Origin of the sequence: Methylobacterium sp. WL9 (assembly GCF_008040035.1) — a bacterium.
Lineage (GTDB): Bacteria > Pseudomonadota > Alphaproteobacteria > Rhizobiales > Beijerinckiaceae > Methylobacterium > Methylobacterium thuringiense.
Genome location: NZ_VRVE01000030.1, coordinates 18,961 through 42,885 on the forward strand (window position 1 = coordinate 18,961; position 23,925 = coordinate 42,885).

21 protein-coding genes are annotated in these 23,925 nt (G+C 67.7%); 12 read left to right on the forward strand and 9 right to left on the reverse strand.

The window, feature by feature from the left end; translation table 11 throughout:
• Window positions 1-638 precede the first annotated feature (638 nt).
• Window positions 639-1,673, forward strand: a complete 1,035-nt coding sequence (locus tag FV217_RS11210) for a hypothetical protein (RefSeq protein WP_147817268.1) — start codon at window positions 639-641, stop codon at window positions 1,671-1,673.
• A 43-nt stretch (window positions 1,674-1,716) separates the two neighbouring features.
• Here the strand turns inward: FV217_RS11210 and fdhD are convergent, their stop codons facing one another.
• Window positions 1,717-2,559 carry a formate dehydrogenase accessory sulfurtransferase FdhD gene (gene fdhD / locus FV217_RS11215; protein WP_147817269.1) on the reverse strand — a complete coding sequence of 281 codons (843 nt, stop codon included), beginning with the start codon at window positions 2,557-2,559 and terminating at the stop codon, window positions 1,717-1,719.
• 285 nt (window positions 2,560-2,844) lie between these two features.
• On the opposite strand from fdhD, the gene coxB reads away from it, so the two are divergent.
• The 11 genes from coxB to FV217_RS11265 all read left to right on the forward strand — a co-directional run bounded on the left by coxB (window position 2,845) and on the right by FV217_RS11265 (window position 12,849).
• Window positions 2,845-3,684 carry a cytochrome c oxidase subunit II gene (gene coxB / locus FV217_RS11220; protein ID WP_147817270.1) on the forward strand — a complete coding sequence of 280 codons (840 nt, stop codon included), beginning with the start codon at window positions 2,845-2,847 and terminating at the stop codon, window positions 3,682-3,684.
• A gap of 78 nt (window positions 3,685-3,762) precedes the next feature.
• Complete coding sequence (gene ctaD, locus FV217_RS11225) at window positions 3,763-5,388, forward strand: cytochrome c oxidase subunit I (protein WP_147817271.1); 1,626 nt, start codon at window positions 3,763-3,765, stop codon at window positions 5,386-5,388.
• A 166-nt stretch (window positions 5,389-5,554) separates the two neighbouring features.
• Entirely contained in the window at window positions 5,555-6,511 is a 957-nt protein-coding gene (locus FV217_RS11230; RefSeq protein WP_147817272.1) for a heme o synthase, read from the forward strand.
• A gap of 6 nt (window positions 6,512-6,517) precedes the next feature.
• Window positions 6,518-6,685, forward strand: a complete 168-nt coding sequence (locus tag FV217_RS22850) for a hypothetical protein (RefSeq protein ID WP_187272522.1) — start codon at window positions 6,518-6,520, stop codon at window positions 6,683-6,685.
• Between the two features lie 13 nt (window positions 6,686-6,698).
• A complete protein-coding gene (locus FV217_RS11235) occupies window positions 6,699-7,286 on the forward strand; it encodes a cytochrome c oxidase assembly protein (RefSeq protein ID WP_147817273.1) in 588 nt (195 codons plus the stop codon).
• Window positions 7,287-7,441: 155 nt separating this feature from the next.
• Complete coding sequence (locus FV217_RS11240; RefSeq protein ID WP_147817274.1) at window positions 7,442-8,302, forward strand: cytochrome c oxidase subunit 3; 861 nt, start codon at window positions 7,442-7,444, stop codon at window positions 8,300-8,302.
• Window positions 8,303-8,423: 121 nt separating this feature from the next.
• A complete protein-coding gene (locus FV217_RS11245; protein ID WP_238232931.1) occupies window positions 8,424-8,792 on the forward strand; it encodes a DUF983 domain-containing protein in 369 nt (122 codons plus the stop codon).
• Complete coding sequence (locus FV217_RS11250; protein ID WP_147817275.1) at window positions 8,792-9,565, forward strand: SURF1 family protein; 774 nt, start codon at window positions 8,792-8,794, stop codon at window positions 9,563-9,565. The genes FV217_RS11245 and FV217_RS11250 overlap by 1 nt, the downstream gene beginning before the upstream one ends.
• Before the next feature lie 79 nt (window positions 9,566-9,644).
• Window positions 9,645-10,061 (forward strand): DUF4864 domain-containing protein, encoded by a 417-nt coding sequence (locus FV217_RS11255; RefSeq protein ID WP_147817276.1) that lies wholly within the window; start codon window positions 9,645-9,647, stop codon window positions 10,059-10,061.
• A gap of 78 nt (window positions 10,062-10,139) precedes the next feature.
• Complete coding sequence (gene thrC, locus FV217_RS11260) at window positions 10,140-11,552, forward strand: threonine synthase (RefSeq protein ID WP_147817277.1); 1,413 nt, start codon at window positions 10,140-10,142, stop codon at window positions 11,550-11,552.
• Window positions 11,553-11,556: 4 nt separating this feature from the next.
• Window positions 11,557-12,849 (forward strand): pitrilysin family protein, encoded by a 1,293-nt coding sequence (locus FV217_RS11265; protein ID WP_147817278.1) that lies wholly within the window; start codon window positions 11,557-11,559, stop codon window positions 12,847-12,849.
• Here the strand turns inward: FV217_RS11265 and selB are convergent.
• The 8 genes from selB to FV217_RS11305 form a co-directional block, all read right to left on the reverse strand.
• Window positions 12,846-14,753 carry a selenocysteine-specific translation elongation factor gene (gene selB, locus FV217_RS11270; protein ID WP_246682766.1) on the reverse strand — a complete coding sequence of 636 codons (1,908 nt, stop codon included), beginning with the start codon at window positions 14,751-14,753 and terminating at the stop codon, window positions 12,846-12,848. The genes FV217_RS11265 and selB overlap by 4 nt on opposite strands.
• 153 nt (window positions 14,754-14,906) lie before the next feature.
• Entirely contained in the window at window positions 14,907-15,905 is a 999-nt protein-coding gene (gene fdhE / locus FV217_RS11275; RefSeq protein ID WP_147817279.1) for a formate dehydrogenase accessory protein FdhE, read from the reverse strand.
• A gap of 3 nt (window positions 15,906-15,908) precedes the next feature.
• Entirely contained in the window at window positions 15,909-16,640 is a 732-nt protein-coding gene (locus FV217_RS11280; protein WP_147817280.1) for a formate dehydrogenase subunit gamma, read from the reverse strand.
• Window positions 16,641-16,701: 61 nt separating this feature from the next.
• On the reverse strand, window positions 16,702-17,637 hold the full coding sequence (gene fdxH, locus FV217_RS11285) for a formate dehydrogenase subunit beta (RefSeq protein ID WP_147817281.1): 936 nt from the start codon (window positions 17,635-17,637) through the stop codon (window positions 16,702-16,704).
• Window positions 17,638-17,650: 13 nt separating this feature from the next.
• Window positions 17,651-20,731 (reverse strand): formate dehydrogenase-N subunit alpha, encoded by a 3,081-nt coding sequence (gene fdnG, locus FV217_RS11290; RefSeq protein WP_147817282.1) that lies wholly within the window; start codon window positions 20,729-20,731, stop codon window positions 17,651-17,653.
• 153 nt (window positions 20,732-20,884) lie between these two features.
• Window positions 20,885-21,208, reverse strand: coding sequence for a hypothetical protein (locus tag FV217_RS11295; RefSeq protein ID WP_246682767.1), 324 nt, complete (start codon window positions 21,206-21,208; stop codon window positions 20,885-20,887).
• Window positions 21,209-21,336: 128 nt separating this feature from the next.
• Complete coding sequence (locus FV217_RS11300) at window positions 21,337-22,380, reverse strand: alpha/beta hydrolase (protein WP_147817284.1); 1,044 nt, start codon at window positions 22,378-22,380, stop codon at window positions 21,337-21,339.
• A 128-nt stretch (window positions 22,381-22,508) separates the two neighbouring features.
• On the reverse strand, window positions 22,509-23,831 hold the full coding sequence (locus FV217_RS11305) for an RsmB/NOP family class I SAM-dependent RNA methyltransferase (protein WP_147817285.1): 1,323 nt from the start codon (window positions 23,829-23,831) through the stop codon (window positions 22,509-22,511).
• Window positions 23,832-23,925 lie beyond the last annotated feature (94 nt).

The following is a 23,925-nucleotide window of genomic DNA, read 5'->3' on the forward strand; positions in this document are numbered from 1 at the left end:
CGATTCCGCTCATGTCCAATCCCGTTCTCCGATCGTCCCGCCGGATCCGGCCGGGGATGCGAGCATGTTTCGTGCCCGAACGCCATATGGCGGCCGGGAATCGTACGGTCGTCGCGATCGGGTCGGCTCGGCACTCTTGGAGGGAAGCGCCCGCAACCCGCGGGCGTCACGTCGGCGTCGTCAGCCGGCGTTCGCCCTGATCGCCGCGTCGGCAATCGGCATATCGGTTCGTTTCGACATCGCGTCGGTCACGCCAACCGCTCCTGCCCGTCTTCGGCATCCCGAGAAAAGGACAGTGTTCCTGTCCTAAAAATCGACGTTGCCAGATTTTATCGAGTCCAGCAAGAGCCCCGCCGCGCCGGCAATCACGCTTTAGCACAAGGGTGAATCGCGCTCTCGGCCCCGGCCCGCGTCCGCATGACGCGACCGCCGCGCGACCTTGCCTGATGCCGCCGCAATCGTCCCGCATTTCCGCCCCGATCGGCTGGTTGAAGCAGGGCAGCCGATCACAGGGGCAATGCGGGGCAACGACTCCGCTGAACGGACCGGAGGCGCTCGCGGCCGCAGGGCCCGCCTCCGGTCGAGGCCGGACGGGATCGCTCCGGGGGCCAAAAATCTGGGGGCCAGAGAGAAGCCACATGGCATCCATGCGCCGAACACACCCGTCCCATTCCAATTCTCGACGCGTCCGCTGCGCGCTGCTCGGATCGGCGGTTCTCTCGCTCGTCGCCGCGAGCGACGCTTCCGCGCAGTTCGCCTACGGCTACATGCGCACCTATCCTGGGCCGGCCTTCGAGGACGATCCGCCGCCGATCCCCCCGCGCGCCGTCGTCTATCGGCTGCAGGATCGCGGCTTCACCGAGATCGCTCGGCCGCGCTTCGACGGACGCGCCTATGTCGTCGAGGCGACCAACCCGGCGGGCAGCCGCGTCCGGCTGTTCGTCGATGCCCGCGAGGGCGGCATCGTCGGCCGCGAGCGTCTCGATACGCCCTACTATCCCTCCGCTCGCGTCGCCCGGTCCGCTCCCGGTTATGGCTGGACCGAGGAGGATGTGGCGCCGCGCCGTGGCAGCCGAGCTCCGGAAGGCCTGCTGCCACCGGGTGACATCCCGCTGCCGCGGCCCTCGCTCCATGCCGAGATCGAGCGCGCTCCGGGCCTCCCGTCGCGACCGGGCGCCACTGAGGGCGGCACGTTCGGCGTGAACCCGGATGGCAGGGCGGGCCTGCGGGGCGAGACGGCCAAGGGCGACAGGGCCCGGGCTCCCGCGCCCCAGCGCAAAACCGCCAAGCTGACGCCGCCGGTCAAGCCCGTCGCGCCGAGCGTCTCGCCCGAAGCGCCGCTTCCGCAGACGACGCCTTCCGAGCCGGCCGCCGCCAAGGCGCCGGAGACGGCCAAGGCGCCTGACGCCGCGAAGGTGGTCGCACCCGAGGTGACGAAGGCGGAGCCTGCTGCGATGACGCCGGCCGCGAACCGGCCTGCCGCTGCCGAGAAGGCCGCAAGCGACAAGCCGGCCGAGGAGAAGCGCGCGGACAAGGCGTCCGCCGCAAAGGACGGTGCGAATCAGGGCTGGCAGGACCCGCCGGCATCCGAGCCGAAGCGCAACGTCCGCGTCATCGGCGGTACGATCGTCGTGCCCGGCGGCGGCGAGGCCGCACCCGCCGTCGCGAACTGAGTCTTCCGGGTTTTTGGGAGAAGACGCCGCGCCGGCTGCCTTGTCAGGTGCCGAGCACAAGACGCTCCCGTCCCGCGAACACCGTGAGCGTGTCGGAGCGGGCGATGGCGCAGAGCGTCATATCGTGAAGCCGGGCGCGCTCGATCGCCAGCGAGGTCGGCGCGGAGATCGCTACGATCACGGAGGCGCCGTAGGTGGCCGCCTTCTCCACCATCTCGAACGAGCACCGGCTGGTGATGACGAGGAAGCCCTGGTCGGCGTCCTCGCCCGCCCGCATCAGGGCGCCGATCAGCTTGTCCAACGCATTGTGCCGGCCGACGTCTTCGCGGACCGCGACGAGCGAGCCGTCGAGACGGGCCCAGGCCGCGGCGTGCACGGCGCGCGTCTCCCGACCGAGGGTTTGTTCGGCGTGGAGACCGTCGAGCGCCGTTTTGATCGCCGCAACCGCGACGTCCGGCCCCTTGCCGCTGCGCGGCGCGGCCAACGGGAGCGCGGCGAGATCCTCGATGCCGCAGACGCCGCAGCCGGTCCGGCCGCTGATGGCGCGCTTACGGGCGAGGTGCTCGCGCAGCCGCCCCGGCGCGAGATCGACCAGCAGGCGCAGGCCGTCTTCGCCGGACTCGACCGTCGCCGAACGGATTTCCGCGGCGCTCTCGACGATGCCCTCCGTCAGGCTGAAGCCGTAGGCGAAATCCGCGAGGTCGGCGGGCGTCGTCATCATCACCGCGTAGGGCACGCTGCCGTAGACGACGTTTACCGGCGTCTCGACGGCCAACGACCGGTTGTCGGCGCGCGGGACGGCATCGTCATAGGCAATGACGAGGGTCGGGACGCGTAGGCTCGTCGGAGGCTCGGACTGCAGGGTCTCCGTCTCGCTCGATTGCATCGCGAAACCTTCGCACTCTCAGGTGGTGAGCCGCAGCAAAAATGGCCGCCGACGTCCAAAAGGGCCCGCTTCATCCGCCGCCAGACATGCGTCAAACGGAGCCGTGCGACGCTCTTGGCGGTTGCGTGATTGTGATCAGTATGGTTCTACGTCGCCGTCCATCAGTCTCGCGATGAGAGCCGAACACGGCTGTTGCGCCTCGACCGGACCTCGGCACCGCACCGACGCTATCTGCGAACGTGCGGTAACGAAATCAAGACAATAACGGGGAGCCACGAGAGGCACATGCGGACGGTGCAGGCGAAACATCGGTCTCAATGGGGGCTTGCCGCGATCGGCGCCCTCCTCGTCACGTCCACCGCCGCCTTCGCGGCGGAGCCCGGCGTTCCCGTGCCGTGGCAGATGGGCCGGCAGACGCCGGTGACGGCCGAGGCTCTCGATCTCATGAACTTCGAGCACGTGCTGCACTGGCTCGCCTTCGCCATCTCGCTCTTCGTGCTCGGGCTGCTTCTCTACTGCGTCTACCGCTTCAACGAGAAGGCCAACCCGACGCCGTCGCGCACGACGCACAACACCGCGATCGAGATCGCCTGGACCATCATCCCGGTCCTGATCCTCGTCGGCGTTGCGATTCCCTCGTTCCGCACCCTGCGCACGCAGCTGATCATCCCCACCGCCGACGTGACCGTGAAGGCCACCGGCCACGCCTGGTACTGGTCCTACGACTATCCGAAGGCCGGCGAAGACGGCGGCTTCACCTTCGACGCCAACATCGATGAAGAGAAGGAGCCGAAGCTGCTCCAGACCGACAACGAGATGGTCGTCCCGGTGAACAAGGTCGTGAAGGTCCAGGTGACCTCGACCGACGTGATCCACTCCTGGGCGATGCCGTCCTTCGGCGGCAAGGTCGACGCCATCCCCGGCCGCCTGAACGAACTGTGGTTCAAGGCCGACCGCGAGGGCGTCTATCACGGCCAGTGCTCGGAGCTCTGCGGCATGCGTCATGCCTACATGCCGATCGTCGTGAAGGTGGTCAGCGATCAGGCCTATGCCGAGTGGCTGAAGGAAGCCAAGACCAAGTTCGCCGCGATCGACGACGGCTCGAAGCTCGCCGCGGCCAAGTGAGGCCGCTCGCGGGACGGGCCTCGCCCTGTCCCGCTCCTTTCGCCTGATCACACGATACCCGAGTTAAGGTCAGCATCGATGGCAACCGCCGCAGCACATGCCGGGCATGATGCCCACGACGATCACAAGCCGTCCTTCTTCGCCCGTTGGTTCCTCTCGACGAACCACAAGGACATCGGCACCCTCTACCTGCTGTTCGCGTTCTTCGCGGGCTGCATCGGCGCATTCCTCTCCTTCGGTATCCGGATGGAGATGGAAGAGCCGGGCCTCCAGTACTTCACCAACCCGCAGACCTATAACGTCTTCGTCACGGGTCACGGCCTCATCATGGTGTTCTTCATGGTGATGCCGGCGCTGATCGGCGGCTTCGGCAACTGGTTCGTGCCCCTCATGATCGGCGCGCCGGACATGGCGTTCCCGCGCATGAACAACATCTCGTTCTGGCTCACCGTCGCCGGCTTCTGCAGCCTGATCTGCTCCCTCTTCGTCGAGGGCGCGCCGGGTGCGAGCGGTGCTGGTACGGGCTGGACCGTCTATCCGCCGCTGTCGGCCTCGGGCCATCCCGGCCCCGCCGTCGACTTCGCGATCTTCTCGCTGCACCTCGCCGGTGCCGGCTCGATCCTCGGCGCGATCAACTTCATCACGACGATCCTCAACATGCGCGCTCCGGGCATGACGCTGCACAAGATGCCGCTGTTCGCCTGGGCCGAGCTCGTCACCGCGTTCCTGCTGTTGCTCTCGCTCCCGGTTCTCGCCGGCGCGATCACCATGCTGCTGACGGACCGCAACTTCGGCACGACCTTCTTCGCCCCCGAGGGCGGCGGCGACCCGGTGCTCTACCAGCACCTGTTCTGGTTCTTCGGTCACCCCGAGGTGTACGTGATGATCCTGCCGGCCTTCGGCATCGTCTCGCACATCATCGCGACGTTCTCGAAGAAGCCCGTGTTCGGCTACCTCGCCATGGCCTACGCCATGGTCGCCATCGGCGTCGTCGGCTTCGTCGTGTGGGCGCACCACATGTACACCGTCGGCCTGTCGCTCCAGACGCAATCCTACTTCGTGTTCGCCACCATGGTGATCGCGGTGCCGACCGGCGTGAAGATCTTCTCCTGGATCGCGACGATGTGGGGCGGTTCGATCCGCTTCACCGCGGCGATGCACTGGGCGGTGGGCTTCATCTTCCTGTTCACGGTCGGCGGCGTCACCGGCGTCGTGCTCGCGAACTCGGCGGTCGATAAGTACCTGCACGACACCTACTACGTGGTCGCGCACTTCCACTACGTGCTCTCGCTGGGCGCCGTGTTCATCATCTTCGCCGGTGTCTACTACTGGTTCCCGAAGATGACCGGCCACGTCATCCCCGAGTGGGCCGGCAAGCTGCACTTCTGGCTGGCCTTCATCGGCGCGAACATCCTGTTCTTCCCGATGCACTTCCTCGGCCTCGCCGGCATGCCGCGCCGCTACGCCGACTACCCGGAGGCCTTCGCCCCCTGGCACAAGGTCGCGACCTGGGGCGGGCATATCTTCGCGCTCGGCATGGTGGTGTTCTTCATCGGCGTGATCCTGGCCTTCCGCTCCAGCAAGCGCGCTGCCGCCAACCCGTGGGGCGAGGGTGCGACGACGCTGGAATGGACGCTGTCCTCGCCGCCGCCCTTCCACCAGTACGAGACGCTGCCCCGGATCGTCGACGAGCCGGCCCACTAAGGCCCTACTCCCGACACCGAGACGATCGCGAGGACCGCTCCGGCGGTCCTCGCTCTTTCCCGGAGGCCACGGCCCAAGAGCCAGGCCTCCCGGAAAGGGCGATGCGACGGTACCGACCGCGCAGGCCTGAACGATCACGTTCAGCACATCGAAAAATACGGTTTTCATGTCGAGCCTGACGAACAGCCTTCCCGCCGACGCTCAGGGCTTCAATCCCACCGCATCTGCGGCAGGCGGTGAAGTCTCGGATTTCTTCGCGCTGCTGAAGCCGCGCGTGATGGTGCTGGTGATCTTCACGGCCCTCGTCGGCATGGTGGTCTCGCACCCGAGCGTGAATCCGATCATCGCGGGCATCTCGCTGCTGATGATCGCCGTCGGTGCTGGTGCCTCGGGCTGCCTCAACATGTGGTGGGACGCCGACATCGACGCGCTGATGACGCGCACCGCCACGCGCCCGATCCCGGCAGGCCGGATCCTGCCGAACGAGGCGCTCGCCTTCGGCATGGTGCTCTCGGTCGGCTCGGTGCTGATTCTCGGCCTCGCCTCGAACTGGCTCGCCGCCGGGCTCCTGGCCTTCACCATCGTGTTCTACGCCGTCGTCTATTCGATGTGGCTGAAGCGGGCGACCGCGCAGAACATCGTCATCGGCGGCGCCGCCGGCGCCCTGCCGCCGATCGTCGGTCAGGCCGCCGTCACGGGCACCGTCAGTCTCGACTCGATCATCCTGTTCGCGATCATCTTCATCTGGACGCCGCCCCACTTCTGGGCGCTCGCGCTCGTGAAGAGCGGCGACTACGCCAAGGCCGGCATCCCAATGATGCCGAACGTCGCCGGTCCCGATTCGACTCGCCGCCAGATCGTCTGGTACACGCTGCTGCTCGTGCCGCTCGGCATGTCGCCGGTGGCGCTGGGTTTCGGCGGCTGGCTCTACGCGGTGATCTCGGCCCTCGGCGGTCTCGGCATGCTGGCCGGCGCGATCCAGGTGTTCCGCCTGCGCGAGGGCGAGCCCGAGCGCCGGGCGGCGATGGGCCTGTTCGGCTTCTCGATCCTCTACCTGCTGCTGCTGTTCGCCGCCCTGCTCGCCGAGCACGGCTTCGGCCTGTTCCGCGCCGTCGGCGTCTGACGCGCCATGGCCGAGCATCCGGAGTTCTCCGTTCGACAGCTGACCCCCGCCGAGGTCCAGGCGCGGCGCAAGCGCTCGATCGCCATCGCGTTGACCCTCGGCGCCCTCGTCGTCCTGTTCTTCGTGCTGACGATCGCCAAGCTCGGTCCGCAAATCCTCGAGCGACCGCTGTGATCGGGCGCCGGGCATGAGCGACCAAGCGGCACGAACCGCGAAAACGGTGCGCTGGACGGCCATCGCCTGCGCAAGCGTCGTCGTCGGCATGACCGGGCTCGCCTTCGCCTCGGTGCCGCTCTACGACCTGTTCTGCAAGGCAACGGGCTATGACGGCACGCCGCGCAAGGGGCTGGCGCTCACGACCTCCGGCGACACGGCTGCGACCAAGCCGGTGACGGTCAAGTTCGACACCAACGTCGCCCCGAACCTGTCGTGGCGCTTTCAGCCGGAGGCGCCGAGCGTCGAGGCCGTGCCGGGCGAGACCAAGACGGTGTTCTTCAAGGTCAAGAACGTCGGCCCGAAGCCGTCCACCGGCATCGCGACCTTCAACGTGCAGCCCGGCCTGATGGGCAGCTACTTCGTGAAGATCCAGTGCTTCTGCTTCGACGAGCACACGCTCCAGCCGGGCGAGACCATGGACTTCCCGCTGGTGTTCTACGTCGACCCGAAGCTGCGCCAGGATGCCGATATCGCCGACATCGGCGAGATGACGCTGTCCTACACCTACTTCGTCTCCCGAAACGGCTCGCCACAGGCGGCGGTGGCGGGCGGCGGCTGAGGCGCAGGCACGAATATTTCGGCGCGCGAGCGTGACAACGGGCGCAGGCCCGCGATAGAGCTTCAGGCTCGGAGGCCGGCCCTAAGCCGATCTTCGACAAGGTGAAACGGGGCCCGCCGGTGGCGGCGAAGGCCGGGGGTGAGGAGAGCTTTTCGATGGCCGAGGCGCACGCCAAGAATCACGACTACCACATCCTCTCTCCGAGCCCGTGGCCGCTGATCGGCGCCTTTTCCGGCTTCGTCACGACGACCGGCGCCGTGTTCTGGATGAAGGGTCTGACGCTGGGCGGCCTCGCTGTCGGCCCGTACATGTTCTCCGCCGGCTTCCTCGGCATCCTCTACACGATGATGTCGTGGTGGAAGGACGTCACCAAGGAGGCGAACAGCGGCGACCACACCCGCGTCGTCCAGCTACATCACCGCTACGGCATGATGATGTTCATCGCCTCCGAGGTGATGTTCTTCGTCGCTTGGTTCTGGGCCTATTTCGAGGCGGCGCTCTACACCGCCGACCCGATCCAGGCGCAGCGCGTCGAGTTCACTGGTGGTGTCTGGCCGCCGAAGGGCATCGAAGCCTTCGATCCGTGGCACCTGCCGCTCCTGAACACGCTGATCCTGCTGACCTCCGGCACCACGATCACCTGGGCGCACCACGCTCTGCTGCACGACGATCGCAAGGGCCTGAAATACGGCCTCTGGCTGACGATCATTCTCGGCGTGCTGTTCACCGCCTGCCAGGCCTACGAGTACAGCCACGCGCATTTCGGCTTCGCCGGCAGCATCTATTCGTCGACCTTCTTCATGGCGACGGGCTTCCACGGCGCGCATGTCATCATCGGCACGATCTTCCTCGCGATCTGCCTGATGCGGGCCTATTCCGGCGACTTCACCGTCAAGCAGCACCTCGGCTTCGAATTCGCCGCCTGGTACTGGCACTTCGTGGACGTGGTCTGGCTGTTCCTGTTCGCCTCGATCTACGTCTGGGGCTCGGGCATCGGCCACGCCGCCGCTCACTGACGGTCCGAACCGGCGCGCCTTGCGCCTCGGACAACCCTGAAGGGCGGCGCGAGCCGCCCTTTTTTGCGCCCGGAGCCGGGCTCGTCCCCATATCGGGAGTCGAGCCCAGGAGACCGTATCCGTGACCGCCTCTGCCATCAGCCCGAATCCGATCCCGACTGGCCTGCGCGGGCGCTGTCCGCGGTGCGGCGAGGGCCATATGTTCGATGGCTTTCTGACCTTCCGACCGTCCTGCGAGGTCTGCGGCCAGGATTTCTCTTCGTTCTCGACGGGTGACGGGCCGGCCTTCTTCGTGATGTCGATCGTCGGCTTCGTCGTCGTCGGACTCGCCCTCTGGATGGAGATCACCTACGAGCCGCCGATCTGGGTCCACGCCCTGGTCGCGACGTCGCTGTCGGTGGGCTTGAGTCTCGCTCTGGTGCGTCCGCTCAAGGGCCTGCTGGCGGCGCTCCAGCTCCACAACAAGGCCGAGCAGGGACGCTTCAAATAGTGAACGTGATCGGCGCATCGAAGAGTCCCAGCCGCTGGCGCGGCCTGATCGCGCCCGGCATCGCCTCGGCCGTCTCTCTCGCCATCCTGATCGGGCTCGGCATCTGGCAGATCGAGCGCAAAGGTGAGAAGGAAGCGCTGATCGGCCACATCATCGAGCGCTCGCACGCGGAGCCGCCGGCCGCGCTGCCTGCCGCCGACGCCTGGGATCCGAAGACGGACGAGTTCCGCCGAGTCCGCGTCACCGGCACGCTGAAGAACGACAAGGAAACGCTGGTCCACGGCCTCGCCGCCGGCGACGTGCCGGGCCGGGCGCTTCAGGGCTTCTACGTGATCACGCCGCTGGTGCGGACGGACGGCTCGACGGTCCTGGTCAACCGCGGCTTCATTCCCACCGAACTCAAGAACCCCGCCGACCGTCAGGCCGGACAGGTTGCCGGTGAGACCACGCTGACCGGAATCCTGCGCGCCACCGAGGTCCGCACCATGTTCGTGCCGGCCGCCGATCCGGCCCGCGGCGAGTGGTTCAATCGCGACATCGCCGGCATCGCGGCGGCGAAGGGGCTCGGAGCAGTGCCGCCCTACCTGATCGAAGCGGACGCGACGCCAAACCCAGGCGGCTGGCCGAAGGGCGGCCAGTTGCGCGTCGACCTGCCCAACAACCACCTGCAATACGCGTTCACCTGGTTCGGCATCGCCGCGTGCCTCGTCGGCGTGTTCTCGGTGTTCGCGTGGAGAAAGCTCAACGATCCGCCCGAGGCGTCCGCCGGCTGATCCCTGCGGCACGGCCTCTGCTTGTTCCGCTGCGGCGGCGCGCTACACTCGTATCGGCCGGTCGTACGGAGTGGTGACGATGCGCATCCTCGTTGGACTTCTCTCTCTTCTGCTGATGGGTTCGCTGGCATGGGCCGCGGACGAGACCGATCGCAACGCCGCGCGCGCCACGATCGAGCGCCAGCTCGAGGCCTTCAAGAAGAAGGATTCGGCCACCGCCTACGCCCAGGCCGCTCCGCAGATCCAAAACATGTTCACCTCGCCCGAGACGTTTCTCGCCATGGTCGAACAGGGCTACCCGCCGGTGCTGGCGCCGCGCAGCTACAGCTTCGATGCCGTCGAGGATGCGGGTGAGGGCGAGCTCGCCCAAGGCCTGAAGCTGCAGGACGAGAACGGCGTCGACTGGGTCGCGCTCTATTCGCTCCAGAAGCAGGCCGACGGCCAATGGCGCATCACCGGCTGCTCGCTGAAGAAGGCGCCGGGCAGCAACGCGTGATAAACGTCGCACGACGTCCGGACCTTTTCGACAGACCCCCACGAAACGTGTAGAGCGGGCGCCTTCCCGGAGGCCCCTTTGCTGCACGTTTCGACCCGCGGCGCCGCTGCGCCCTTGAGCTTTTCCGACGCCCTCCTTGCCGGTCTCGCCCGCGACGGCGGCCTCTACGTGCCGGAGAGCTGGCCGCAGATCGCAAAATCCGAGATCGCGGCCTTGAGCGGCGTGCGCTATGCCGACGCGGCCAAGCGCGTGCTGCGCCCGCTCATCGACGGCGAGATCGCGGACGCTGCGCTCGACCGGATGATCGAAGATTCCTATGCCTGCTTCCGCCACCCGGCGATCTGCCCGCTGACGCAGATCGACGACAACCTCTTCCTGCTCGAACTTTTCCACGGCCCGACGCTCGCCTTCAAGGACGTGGCGATGCAGCTGCTCGGGCGGCTGATGGATCACGTCCTGCGCCAGCGCGGCTCACGGGCGACCATCGTCGGCGCGACCTCGGGCGATACTGGCTCTGCCGCCGTCGAAGCCTTCAAGGGGCTCGATCAGGTCGACGTCTTCGTGCTGTTCCCGCACGGCCGCGTCTCGGAGGTGCAGCGCCGGCAGATGACGACGGTGGCCTGCCCGAACGTGCACGCCATCGCCATCGACGGGACCTTCGACGATTGCCAGGACATCGTGAAGTCGATGTTCCAGCACGGCGATTTCGCGCAGGATGTCCACCTTTCGGGCGTGAACTCGATCAACTGGGCGCGAGTCGCCGCGCAGGCGGTCTACTACTTCACCAGCGCCGTCTCGCTCGGGAGCCCGCACCGCCCGGTCTCGTTCGCGGTGCCGACCGGCAATTTCGGCGACATCCTGGCCGGCTGGGTCGCCAAGCGCATGGGGCTGCCGATCGATCGCCTGATGATCGGCACCAACGCCAACGACATCCTGGCCCGCACGCTCGAACACGGCACCTACGAATTGCGCGGCGTGCACCCAACCACCTCTCCGTCGATGGACATCCAGATCTCGTCGAACTTCGAGCGGCTGCTGTTCGAGGCGCTCGGCCGCGACTCCTCCTCGCTCGGGCGTCTGATGGCCGGCTTGAAGCAATCCGGCGGCTTCTCGCTCGATCCCGCCGTGCTGCAGACCGTGCGCGACGAGTTCGATGCCGCCGCCGTCCACGAGCCCGAGGTGGTGGAGGAGATCGCCGGCACCTACCGCAAGACGGGCATGGTGCTCGATCCGCACAGCGCCATCGGCGTGCGCGCCGGCCGCCGGCTGCTGCAGAAGGACCCGGCGACACCCGTCGTGGCCCTCGCCACCGCCCATCCCGCGAAATTCCCCGATGCGGTCTCCCAGGCGACGGGCGCGGGGCGCCCCGTCCTGCCGCCGCACCTCGCCGACCTGCTGGACCGACCGGAGCTGATCGCCAACCTGCCGAACGATCAGGCCGCCGTGGAGCGCTACATCCGCGAGCGCGCCCGCATCACGGCGGGTGCCTGACCCCATGAACGAGCACTTTTCCACATTCGGCGCCTCGCCCGACCTGAAGATCGCGCGCCTCGCCAACGGCCTCACCATCGCGACCGAGGCGATCCCCGGCGTGGCGACGGCCTCCCTCGGCGTCTATGTCGGCGCTGGCTCGCGGCACGAGCGGCCCGAAGAGCATGGCCTCAGCCATCTCATCGAGCACATGGCCTTCAAGGGCACGCAGACGCGCTCGGCCCGCCGCATCGCCGAGGACATCGAGAATGTCGGCGGCGAGATCAATGCTGCAACCAGCACCGAGAGCACGAGCTACACGGCCCGGGTGCTCGGCGAGGATGTCGGTGTTGCCCTGGACGTGCTCGGCGACATCCTGACCCGCTCGACCTTCGAGGCCGGCGAACTGGCGCGCGAAAAGGGCGTGATCCTGCAGGAATACGCGGCCGTCGAGGATACGCCGGATGACGTCGTCTACGACGCCTTCGTCGAGACGGCTTTTCCCGACCAGCCGATCGGCCGGCCGATCCTGGGTCGGCCCGAGACGATCACGAGTTTTTCGCGCGAAGGCATCGAGGCCTTCATCGCTCGGGAATACGTACCCGAGCGCATGGTGCTGGCAGCTGCCGGCGCCGTCTCGCACGACGAAATCGTTGCGGCGGGCGAGCGTCTGTTCGGGGACCTGAAGCCGGCCATATCGCAGCCGATCGTTCCCGGGCTCTATGCCGGCGGCGAGCGCCGCATGCAGAAGAAGCTCGAACAGGCGAACCTCGTTCTCGGCCTGCCCGGCCTCTCGTTTCGCGACGACGGCTATTACGCGCTGCACCTGTTCGCGCAGGTGCTCGGCGGGGGCCTGACCTCGCGGCTCTGGCACGAGGTGCGCGAGACCCGCGGCCTTGCCTACGACATCCAGGCCTTCCACTGGCCCTTCTCGGATTGTGGGCTGTTCGGCATCGGCGCCGGCACGTCGGGCTCGGACCTGCGCGAACTCGTCGAGGTCGCCATCGCCACGACCCGCACGGCGACGGTGGAGCTCGACGAGGTCGAACTCGCCCGCGCCAAGGCGCAGCTCAAGGTCTCGTTGCTCTCGGCCCTGGAGACGCCCGGCGGCCGCATCGAGCGCAACGCCCGGCAGCTCCTGGCCTGGGGCCGCGTGATTCCCTCCGGCGAGGTGATCGCGAAAGTGGATGCCGTGACCGTGGACGACGTGCGGGCGGCTGGCCGGACGGTGATCGCCGGGGCGCCGACGCTCGCAGCGATTGGGCCGATCAAGAAGCTGCCGACGCTGAAGCACGTGGCCGCCTCGCTCGTCGCCTAACCCTCGCCGTCGACGAAGATTCGGCGGTCGCCGACGCGGCGCGTGAACCGCACTGCGTCGAGATGCTCGAGCAGCGGGATCGAGAACTTTCGCGAGATGCCCAGCGCCGCGCCGGCTTCCTTGGCCAGGAAGCCGCTGTCGGCCGCCGTCGCCGCCGGGAAGCTCCTTACGAGCTGCGCCTTGCCGGCCGTGATGGCGTCCCGGTGAAACAGGATCGTGCGCTTCTGCACGCGGTCCAGCGCTCGGATCAGCGTTCCCGAGGCTAGGAGATAGGTCAGTGCCTCGCGTCGCCGGATGTCGCGTCCGACGACCTCGACCTCGTCCGGTGGGGACAGCGCGCCGTTACGAAACGTCGTTTCGAGAAGCCGGACATGCTCGGTCTCGTTCCGGGCCGGGTCGAAATCGGCGCGGCGAAACAGCGGGCCTGCCTGAACCACGTCCCGCGTTCCGATGAGATCGCGCAGGGCGGCCGTGGTCACAATCTCAGCGGCCGTGACGGCACGGGCGAGACGGTCGACCGGAAGCCCGTGTTCGATTGCGTGATCGCGGTGATGCACAGTCAGGGCCGACAAAAGGTTCTCGCGGAGCGCAGCGAAGGCGGGGGCGCCAAGGAAGCGGTCGCCGATCTCGCAGGCACCGAGTTCCGTCAGGCCACGCCGCACGCGCTCCGGGGCGATTCCGACGAGGCGGGCGAGATCGAGCAGCGCGGTACCCGATGCGGCGTCGCGCGCGAGCCGTGTCGCAAGCGTCTCCTTCGGCTTGCCGGTTGCGGTGACGGAGAGTTCGGCCTGGACTCGCGCATCGTGCCGCTTGCGGCGTCGTGCCAACGGATCGAGGATCCGCCCGCCCGCCACGGTGACCGAGGGCGAGTCGAGGCGGAGGATGAAGGGCTCGCGGGCCGGTACCGCGATGTCCTCCTCGGTACGGAGCTGCGCGAGGGCGCTCGCGCCGGGCTCCAGTCTGTCGCGGTCGAGCAGGCGCAGGCGGGCGGGTACCTCGGTGGTGCCGAACAGGAGCCGGCAGCCGGTGCCTCCTTCCAGCGGCGCTGCAGCGCTCGCCACGGCCGTCAGGGCGACGTCGATCCAGCGGCCGGTGGCCAGCATGTCCGGTGCGGTCAGGGCCTGACCTCGGTGCAGGTCGCCGATCTCGACGCCGCGTAGGGCCACCGCCGTCCGGCGGCCGGGCTCGGCAGCCTGCACCGGGCGGCCATGGATCTGGAGGCTTCGCACCGTGGCCGTGCGGTTGCCCGGCATGATCGCGATCCTGTCGCCGACCGACAGCCGACCGCGCCGCAGGGTGCCGGTGACGACGGCGCCGAAGCCGGGGCGGGCGAAGACGCGGTCAATCGGGAGGTAGGGGAAGCCGTCGTCGCTGGACGGAGCGGCCTCCCGCAACAGCGCGCTCAGCGCCGTACGGAGCTCGGCGATACCGGTCTCGGCCAGGACCGAGGTCGCCACAACCACAGGATGCATGATGCCGGCGCGGGTCGCGACGGCGGACAGTTCTGCTTTGCGCGCGGCGATTGTTTCAGGGCCGACGAGGTCGCACTTGGTCAGTGCGACCACGCCGCGCCGCACGCCGATCAGCCGCGCGATCTCGAGATGCTCCACGGTCTGGGGCTTGATGCCCTCGTTGGCATCGACCGCGAGCAGCACGGCGCGCATGCCGGTGGCGCCCGAGATCATCGCGCGCACGAAGCGTTCGTGGCCGGGGAGATCGACGAGATCGATCTCCCCGGCTTCCCCGCCGGCGGCTTTCAGCAGGGCGAAACCCGGCACGATCGAGACGCCGCGCGCCTTCTCCTCCTTGAGGCGGTCGGTATCCGTGCCGGTGAGGGCGTGGACGAGGGCGGTCTTGCCGTGGTCGACATGGCCGATCACGCCGACGAGGAGCGATGTGGTCAAGACGGTGCCGAAGGGTTGGGGAAATAGACGATGATTGTCGCTGTTCTAGCCGCCGCCGCGCGTTCGGTGAAGCAAAATTATCAATCGCACAATCTAATTGTACGCAAGTTATAGGGTTGTGGTGCTGGGGGGAAAAGGCGAAATCCCGGGCGCTCAGACGACGAACAGCAGGTTCAATCCGGCCTTGCGAAACCCCTCTTCTGCGATCTTGAGGTCGAGGCCGTAGGAGGCCACGTCGTCGGCGATCGGATCGAAGGCCGGATCACGGTCCTGATGGAAGTGCTTGAGGTAGCTGTTGCAGCTCGTGCAGGTCTCGACCTTCACGTCCTTCGAGATCTCGTCGAGCCCGTAATAGCTGATGCCCTCCCCGGAGCCGCAAGCCGTGCAGCGGATCCGGACGTGGTTCCAAAGCGTGTTGCAGACCGAGCAAGATAGGTAGCGGGCCTTGTCGGCCGGCGTCCAGGCGACGATGAGGCTGGCCGTCGGCGCGCCGCCGCAGCAGGGGCAGACGCCGTCGGCCACGGGTTTCAGGACCTTGTCGTCGAGGGCGGCGGCCTGCTCGGCCATAAAGACCTGAAGACCGGCCGCGACGAAGACGCATTCGGCCATGCGCTCCACGAGGAAGGCGCCGTCGAAGATCTGGAGGGCGAGATCGAGCCGCTCCTCCGGCGCCGCGGCCTGCAGTGAGGTGCGGGCGAGCTGCGCCGCCTCGGTCAGACCAGAAAGATCGATGACGTCGAGCAGCCGGTCGAGGCAGGCGAGGAAGTTCGGATCGTCGCTGACGAGGCTACGAGAGAGCGGCGGCATGCCGTTGTCGCTGCGCAACGCGACGTCTTCGGCCGACAGAGGCAAGGGGCGTTCGCCGGCAAAGGCACGCTGCGCCACGACCTCGGCCTGCGCGGCGGCGATGCGCGCGAGCAAGTCGAGATAGCCCTCAAGCGGGTGCCCGGGTGCGATCGCCTTCAGCCGTTTGGCGCGATCCGCGAACAGCGTCGCCGGCTTCGGCAGCCGAACGAAGGGGACCGAGGCCGCGATGCCGATCCGGTCGGGATCGGGCTGGATGTCCGCCGGCTTACGGACCGGCTGCTCGGCAGGCGTCGGTTCGGTGGCGGCCTCCGCAGGGGGGCCGCCGCGCCTGAAAAATCGGGCCAAGGATCAGGGTCCGTGCTTCTCGACAGGCTTCGCGCCGGCAGCGGGCTTGTCGCCCGTGATCTGGCGCAGCCATTTGCGGTGGTGCCGGTAGGCCCAGCCGCCCGTGACGTTGCCGCGCATCATCGCACGCCCGGTGCCGCGCACCCAGATGCCGGCATAGATGTGGACGACGATGATGGCGATGGCGCCGATCGCGGCGAGCGAATGGGCGAGAAGCGCCCAGCGCTGCGTCTCGATGGTGGTGTACTCGTAGAAGTACTGCTCCCAGATCATCAGCCCCGAGACGAACATCACGCCGATCAGCACGGTCTGGCCCCAGAACACTCCCTTCTGGCCGGCATTGTACTTGCCGAGTTCGGGCAGCCGGTCCTCCCGGTTGGTGACGACGTCGCCGATCTTCATCGACCAGGCGACGTCGTCCTTGTTTGGGATGTTCAGGCGCCAGAACTTCAGGAACAGCAGCGCGAAGCTGACGACGAGGGCCACGCCGAACCATGGGTGGATCGCCCGCGTCGCCGCGCCACCACCGAACAGGCCGGTGAGCGAGAATAGGTAGGGCGTGAACATCGCCAGACCCGACAGCGCCAGCAGCGTGAACAGGATCGCCGTGACCCAGTGGTTGACCCGCTGGAGCCCGGAATAGCGCGGCACGTACATGATCTCGGGCGTTTCGGCCTTCACCTCCCGCAGGGGAGGATGCGGCTCGCCATCCCGGACATCGGTATGAATCGTCATCGGACCTGTCCCGATCTCTGTCTGTACAATGCCGTCTGTCTTCCGCTGATCCCCCAATCCATCACGAGGGCCGGATCTCGCCGCCGTCCCGGCGGCGCGCACCGCGCTCCTTCATGTCGATCGCCTCTTCCTCTTCCTCCGCCTCGACCTCGTTCGGTCCGGCGGTCACGTAGTGGAAGAAGCCGGCCAGCGCCGCGAAGCCCATCGTGGCGAGCCCCATCACCTTGGCGCCGCCCTTCCAGAAGGCGACCAGCGGCGAGATCTTGGGGTCGTTCGGCAGGCCCGCATAGAGCTGCGGCTTGTCGGCGTGGTGGAGCACGTACATCACGTGCGTGCCGCCGACGCCGGCCGGGTCATAGAGGCCGGCCTTGTCGAATCCGCGCGACTTGAGGTCGACGACCCGGTCGTTCGCCTGCTCGATCATGGCCTCCTTGGTGCCGAACATGATCGAACCGGTCGGGCAGGCCTTGGCGCAGGCGGGAGCCTGACCGACCGCGACGCGATCGGAGCAGAGCGTGCACTTGTAGGCCTTGTTGTCGGTCTTCGAGATGCGCGGAATGTTGAAGGGGCAGCCCTTCACGCAGTAGCCGCAGCCGATGCAGTGATCCTCGACGAAGTCGACGATGCCGTTCGAGTACTGCACGATTGCGCCCGGCGACGGGCAGGCCTTGAGGCAGCCCGGGTCGGTGCAGTGCATGCAGCCGTCCTTGCGGATCAGCCACTCGAGATTGTTGGTCTCGGCGTTCTCGTACTCCGTGAACCGCATCAGGGTCCACGACTTCGCCGTGAGGTCGTGCGGGTTGTCGTAGACGCCGACATTGATGCCGACGTCGTCGCGCAGGTCGTTCCACTCCTCGCACGCCGACTGGCAGGCCTTGCAGCCGATGCACTTCGAGACGTCGATGAGCTTGGCGACCTCCTGCTGACGGCGGATCGCCGGCGGCGTCTCCGTGGAAGCGGACTTCTGCCGGATGTCGAGGGAGCTGTAATCGGCCATTGTGCTGCTCCCCCTACGCGACGCGGTCGTTCGGAGGCGTGGTCGCCTCGATATTCACCAGCCACGCCTTGTATTCGGGCGTCTCGGTGTTGGCGTCGCCGACCACGGGGGTGAGCGTGTTCGGGTGCCAGCCGTTGCGGGTCTTGCCGATGAAGCCCCAATGCTGCGGCAGGCCGACGACGTGCACGGCCTTGCCGTCGCACATCAGCGGCTTGATGCGCTTGGTGACCACCGCCTTGGCCTTGAGCGACCCGCGCTTCGACCAGACGCGGACCCAGTCACCCTTGGCGATACCCTTCTCCTTGGCCAGCTGCTCCGAGATCTCGACGAACATCTCCGGCTGGAGGATCGCGTTGATCCGGGAATGCTTAGTCCACTGATGGAAGTGCTCGGTGAGCCGGTAGCTCGTCGCCGCGTAGGGGAACTCGGCCGAGGTGCCGAGATCGGCTAGATCGCCCTTGAAGATGCGCGAGGCAGGATTGCCCTTCATCTTCGGGAACGGAATGTTCGCCATCGGCGACTCGAACGGCTCGTAATGCGTCGGGAACGGCCCGTCGCGCATCAGGCCGCGGGTCCACAGGCGGGCGACGCCCTCCTGGTTCAGGATGAACGGACCGACGTTCTTCTCCGGCGGCGTGGTGACGCCGTAATCCGGCACGTCGAAGCCGACCCACTGCTTGCCGTTCCACTCGATGATCTTCTTCTTCTCCGACCACGGCTTCCCCTCGGGGTCGCACGAGGCGCGGTTGTAGAGAATCCGTCGGTTGGCCGGCCAGGCGAAGGTCCAGTTCGGCGCGATGCCCTTGTTGCCGGGATCGGTGTTGTCCCGGCGGGCCATGATGTTGCCCTTCTCGGTGTAGCAGCCGGAATAGATCCAGCAACCGCACGCGGTCGAGCCGTCGTCCTTGAGTTGCGCGAAGCCGTCGACCTGCCGGCCCGCCGGGATCGTGGTGCCGCTGGCATCCGTGATTGGGGCCACCGTGTAGCCGTTCAGCTCGCGCGCCAACTCGACCGGAGTCGGCGATTCCGGGTCGGCGTAGTTCCAGTTCAGGTTGACGATCGGGTCGGCGTAGGCGCCGCCGTCCCGCTTGTACAACGCCTTGATGCGCAGATGGATGGCGGACATGATCTCGATGTCCGGCCGGCACTCGCCCGGCGGCTCCTGCGCCTTCCAGTGCCACTGCAGCCAGCGGCTGGAATTGGCGAGCGAGCCCTCCTCCTCGGCGAACAGCGTCGTCGGCAGCTCGAACACCTCGGTCTGGATCTTCGAAGAATCGACGTCGTTGTACTCGCCGTGGTTCTCCCAGAACCGGGCCGTCTCGGTCTGCAGCGGGTCCATCACGACGATGAACTTCATCCGCGAGAAGGCTTCGGTCATCTTGGCGCGATTGGGGAAGGTCATCAGGGGGTTGAAGCCCTGGATGACGTAGCCGGTCATCTTGCCCTGCTTGGCCAGCTCGAAGCCGCGCAGCACGTCGTAGGTCGGCACGTCGAGCTTGGGCAGATAATCGAAGGCCCAGTCGTTCTCCTTGGTGGCGTGCTCGCCCCACATCACCTTCTGGAAGGAGACGAAGAACTTGTTGTAGTTCTGCCAGTAGCTCATCTGGCCGGGACGCAGCGGCTTGAACTGCCGCTTCGAAATGTAGTCCGCGTAATTCTCGTCCTTCTCGATCGGGATGTTGAGATAACCCGGGATCAGATTCGACATCAGCCCAAGATCGGTGAGACCCTGGATGTTGGAGTGGCCGCGTAGCGCCTGCATGCCGCCGCCGAGCTGGCCGATATTGCCCAGCAGCGTCTGCACGATGCACATCGAGCGGATGTTCTGCGAGCCCTTGGAGTGCTGCGTCCAGCCGAGGGCGTAGAGCGACGCCATCGTCCGGTCGGTCGACGCGGTCGAGGCCATCAGCTCGCAGACCTTGAGGAAGGTCTCCTTCGGCGAGCCGCAGATCCGCTCCACCATCTCTGGCGTGTAGATCGCGATGTGCTTCTTCAGAAGGTTCAGGACGCAGCGCGGGTGCTGCATCGTCTCGTCGACGACCGCGAAGCCGTCGGGACCCATCTCGTAGTCCCAGGTCGTCTTGTCGTAGTCGCGCTTGTCCTCCGAGTAGCCCGAAAATAAGCCCTCGCTGAAGTCGTAGCCTTCCTTCACGACGAAGGCAGCGTTCGAATAGGCCGCGACGTAGCGGTGCTGGATCTTGTCGTTGTCGAGCAAGTACTTGGCGACGCCCGACAGGAACGCGATGTCGGTCCCCTGCCGGATCGGGCAGTAGAGATCCGCCACGGAGGCCGTGCGGGTGAAACGCGGGTCGACGACGATGAGCTTGGCGTTGTTATGCGCCTTGGCTTCCACCACCCACTTGAAGCCGCAGGGGTGCGCTTCGGCGGCATTGCCGCCCATCACGGTGATAACGTCGGCGTGCTTGATGTCCATCCAGAGGTTGGTCATCGCGCCACGGCCGAAGGAGGGCGCCAAACTGGCGACCGATGGGCCGTGTCAAACCCTGGCCTGATTATCGAAGGTCAGGGCCCCCATGCTTCGGACGACCTTGTAGGTACACCAAGCCGTCTCACTGGAAGTCGCGGATGCGCCGAGGAAGCCGACGGTGGTCCATCGGTTGACCGTCAGGTCGCCGTTCTTGGCGATGAAGTTCTTGTCGCGGTCCTCCTTGAGGAGCATCGCGATCCGGTCGAGGGCGAAGTCCCACGAGACGCGCTTGAACTCCGACGAACCGGGCTCACGGTGCATCGGGTACTTGGTGCGGGTCTCGGACGTGATGAAGTCGAGGAGCGACGAACCCTTCGGACAGAGCGTGCCGCGGTTCACCGGATGGTCCGGGTCGCCCTCGACATGCATCACCGCCGACTTCGAGTTCTTCGAGTTGTCGCCGAGGCTGTAGAGGATGACGCCGCAGGCCACCGAGCAATAGGGGCAGGTGTTGCGCGTCTCCTTCATCTGCGCGAGCTTGAAGGGCCGCACCGCGGCTGCCATCGCGGGCTCCAGGGCACCGAAGCCGAGAGCGCCGAGCGACCCGCCGGCGAGACCGACACCGATCCCCTTCAGCAAGCCGCGTCTCGAGACCTGAACGTTCATCGCAGGGCCTTGTTGAGAGCTATTCTTAATTCAGTTTTATGCGCGAAGGCCGACCCGAGGCAAGCGTGCGCTGCAGCGTGGCCGCGGCATTTATCGCCGCACTGGCAGCACGTTCGCGGCCCGGCGCTCATCCGGTCGCAGGGCAGGTTTTCGCTATTTCGTGGGCGAGGCCGGGTTGCTGCCCGAGGGGCCGGGGGTGCGATGATCGAGCGGCTTCTGCGGATCGTCCGAACCGTTGTTCGAGGCGCTGCTCGCGCCGACCGTCTTGGTGGACGAGCTGTCGGACTTGTTGCTCATCGAGTTGCCGCCCGGATTCTCCGCATCCTTGGAGGCCGATTCCTCGCGCGGCACGGGGGCCTGGCTCCAGCCGTCGTTGGCGCTCTTGTTCTTGTCGCCCATGGCGTCCTGGCCCTTGATGTCGCCGGGCTCGGCCTGTGCGGACAAGGTCATGCCGAGCGTCAGAAGCAGGGCCGCCACGGGCAGCCTGCGCGAAAAAATGCCGGAAACCATTGGAAATCCTGACGATTGCGGTTAACGCGATGGCCGGTCAACGCCGCCACGCCGGGGCAGTTCCGGCGCCGGCGGTTCCCGCTCGCCCGCTGGTGTCAGACGTTGCGCATGAAGCCGCGGGCGCGGATCCAGCTGAGGAAGAGGCCGGCCCAGGCGGCGGTCGGCGCCCCCGGCACGCCGAGGCCGAAGCCGTGGCCGCCGCGCTCGAACAGGTGCATCTCGACTGCCACGCCCGCTGCGCGCAGGGCGTTGTACATCAGCAGCGGATGGTCGACGGTGCCGACCGGATCGTCGGAGGCCTGGGCCAGGAAGGTCGGCGGCGAGCGCCGCGTCACCTGCGCATCCACCGAATAGGCCCGGCGCTGCGCGTCGGAGGGGTTGTCGCCGACGAGGACGGCCCGGCTGGAGATGGTTCTGTCGAACGGCGCCTTCAGGGTGATGATCGGGTAGATCAGGCCGGCGAGCGCCACATGCGCGCTCTGCTGGTCGGCTGCATCGACGTCGTCGTAGAGGTCGACCTCGGAATCCACCGCCGTCTCGCCCATGAGATGGCCGCCGGCCGAGAAGCCGAGGACGCCGATGCGCTCCGGGTCGACGCCGTATTGCGCGGCGTTGGCGCGCACCAGCCGGACGGCGCGCTGCGCGTCCTGGCGCGGGGCGTCCGGCCCGTCGCGCCACTTCTCGCCCGGCAACCGGTAGATCAGCAGGAACACCGTGAAGCCGGCCTTGGCGAGCCAGGCTCCCACCGGCAGCCCCTCGCCGCTGATGTCGATGCGGCGGTAGCCGCCGCCGGCCGCGACGATGAACGCGCCGCCGTTCGAGCGCTGCGGGCGGATCACCATCAGGCAGGGTCGCGTCACGGCGGTGATCACGCCGCTCAACGTCTCGTCGAAACGGTAGTCGCCCCGGAACGGCCCGCCGCCGCCCGGCGGCAGGCCCGGCCAGAGGTCGATGACCTCAAGTTCCGCCCCGGGCGCCGATTTCGGCAGGGGCCGCACGGTCTCGATCACGGGCGGCTGGGCCGGATTCTGCGGGATCGCCCGCGCCGCGGCGTCTCCCGGATTGTCCTGCGCCCGTGCCCGCTCCCCGGTCAGGACGGCCGCCGCGCCCGCCAGAAGGGCCCTGCGATCGAGCGTCATGGCGCCAGCATCCGACATCCTCCTCACCCGCGCGGGCCATGCCGGGCAAACGGCTCAGACGCGCTCGCGATCCTTATACATCGCGCTTTCGCCGCCGCATCGTGCCGCCTTTTCTGCGGAGCGCGGCGTCAGTCCCGGCGCTCGAGCGTCGCGACGTAGAAGCCGTCCGTGCCGGTGAGGGCCGGGCTCATCTGCAGGCCGTGCCGGGTCAGGCGCACGAACGGCGCCAGGGCCGGGGCCTCCTCGGCGATGATGCGGGCCGTGTCGATCGCGCCGAAGCGGCCGCGCTGGCGCTTCAGCAGCCCCGTCACCGCCTCGTCGTTCTCGTCCGGCAGCAGCGAGCAGGTGACGTAGACGATGCGTCCGCCCGGACGGACGAGCTCGGCGGCCCGGTCCAGGGTCTGCGCCTGCTCGGCGACGCGGAGCGCTAGGCTGCCCGGCCGCAAGCGCCACTTGGCGTCGGGATTGCGCCGCCAGGTGCCGGTGCCGGTGCAGGGCGCGTCGACCAGCACCCGGTCGACGCTGCCGTCGAGGTCGGTCAGCACGTCGGCCCGCAACCGCCCGGCCCGCGGCGTGCGGATCTCGGCCTCGGCGCCGGCCCGGCGCAGGCGCTCGTGGATCGGCGCGAGCCGGCGCGGGTCGGCGTCGGTGGCGACGATGCGGCCTTCGTTCTTCATCAGCGCGGCGAGCCCCAGGGTCTTGCCGCCGCCACCGGCGCAGAGGTCGACCACTGTCTCGCCGGCCTTCGCCCCGGAGAGCCGCGTCGCGAGCTGCGAGCCCTCGTCCTGGATCTCGTAGAGGCCCTCGATGAATTCCGGCTCGACGTGAAGCGCGGGGCCGCGCCCGTCCGCCCCGATCGGGATGCGCAGGCCGTTCGGCGCGTGCGGCGTCGGCTCTGGCGCGAGGTGGGTCAGGCGGGCGAGCGCCGCGTCGCGGTCGAGCTTGAGCGCGTTGATCCGGATGTCGAGGGGTGCCCGGCGGCCGAGCGCGCGCAGTTCCGGCAGCAGGTCGTCGCCGAGCAGGCCCTGCAAGGCGGGCAGTACCCAGGCCGGCGCGTCCCCGGCGATCTCCGGCGGGGCGTCGTCGAGGCTGCCGTTGGCGAGGCGCTCACGCTCGCCCTCGCTCAGCGGCTCCGGGGCGAAGCGCGAGCCATCGAACATCGCCGCCACCGTCGGCAGGGCGAGGCCGTGCTGCAAGCGCAGCATGCCGATCAGCACCGAGCGGGGGGCGTCGTCGCCCATGATCCAGGCGGCCGAAGCCCGGCGGCGCAGGCCGTCATAGACGAGGCTCGCGATCGCGGCGCGGTCGCCCGATCCGGCGAAGCGGTGGGCGAGGCCCCAATCCTTGAGGGCGTCGGCGGCCGGACGGCGGCGGTCCGCGATGTCGGCTAGGACTTCGATGGCGGCGGAGAGGCGGGCGGAAGTGGTCGAGCGCCATGCCGGCTCGCGCATCCTGCTCGCCGCCCATTCCATGGGATCGCTCATCGCCTACGACGTGCTGCGCATGCTCGAACGCGACGGCGTCGCCCTGCGCGTCGAGCACTTC

Excerpts from the sequence above, each read along its gene's own strand:
- FV217_RS11210 (WP_147817268.1), top strand. The coding sequence starts at position 639 with ATGGCATCCATGCGCCGAACACACCCGTCCCATTCCAATTCTCGACGC.
- fdhD (WP_147817269.1), bottom strand. The coding sequence starts at position 2,559 with ATGCAATCGAGCGAGACGGAGACCCTGCAGTCCGAGCCTCCGACGAGC.
- coxB (WP_147817270.1), top strand. The coding sequence starts at position 2,845 with ATGCGGACGGTGCAGGCGAAACATCGGTCTCAATGGGGGCTTGCCGCG.
- ctaD (WP_147817271.1), top strand. The coding sequence starts at position 3,763 with ATGGCAACCGCCGCAGCACATGCCGGGCATGATGCCCACGACGATCAC.
- FV217_RS11230 (WP_147817272.1), top strand. The coding sequence starts at position 5,555 with ATGTCGAGCCTGACGAACAGCCTTCCCGCCGACGCTCAGGGCTTCAAT.
- FV217_RS22850 (WP_187272522.1), top strand. The coding sequence starts at position 6,518 with ATGGCCGAGCATCCGGAGTTCTCCGTTCGACAGCTGACCCCCGCCGAG.
- FV217_RS11235 (WP_147817273.1), top strand. The coding sequence starts at position 6,699 with ATGAGCGACCAAGCGGCACGAACCGCGAAAACGGTGCGCTGGACGGCC.
- FV217_RS11240 (WP_147817274.1), top strand. The coding sequence starts at position 7,442 with ATGGCCGAGGCGCACGCCAAGAATCACGACTACCACATCCTCTCTCCG.
- FV217_RS11255 (WP_147817276.1), top strand. The coding sequence starts at position 9,645 with ATGCGCATCCTCGTTGGACTTCTCTCTCTTCTGCTGATGGGTTCGCTG.
- FV217_RS11265 (WP_147817278.1), top strand. The coding sequence starts at position 11,557 with ATGAACGAGCACTTTTCCACATTCGGCGCCTCGCCCGACCTGAAGATC.
- FV217_RS11280 (WP_147817280.1), bottom strand. The coding sequence starts at position 16,640 with ATGACGATTCATACCGATGTCCGGGATGGCGAGCCGCATCCTCCCCTG.
- fdxH (WP_147817281.1), bottom strand. The coding sequence starts at position 17,637 with ATGGCCGATTACAGCTCCCTCGACATCCGGCAGAAGTCCGCTTCCACG.
- FV217_RS11300 (WP_147817284.1), bottom strand. The coding sequence starts at position 22,380 with ATGACGCTCGATCGCAGGGCCCTTCTGGCGGGCGCGGCGGCCGTCCTG.
- FV217_RS11305 (WP_147817285.1), bottom strand. The coding sequence starts at position 23,831 with ATGCGCGAGCCGGCATGGCGCTCGACCACTTCCGCCCGCCTCTCCGCC.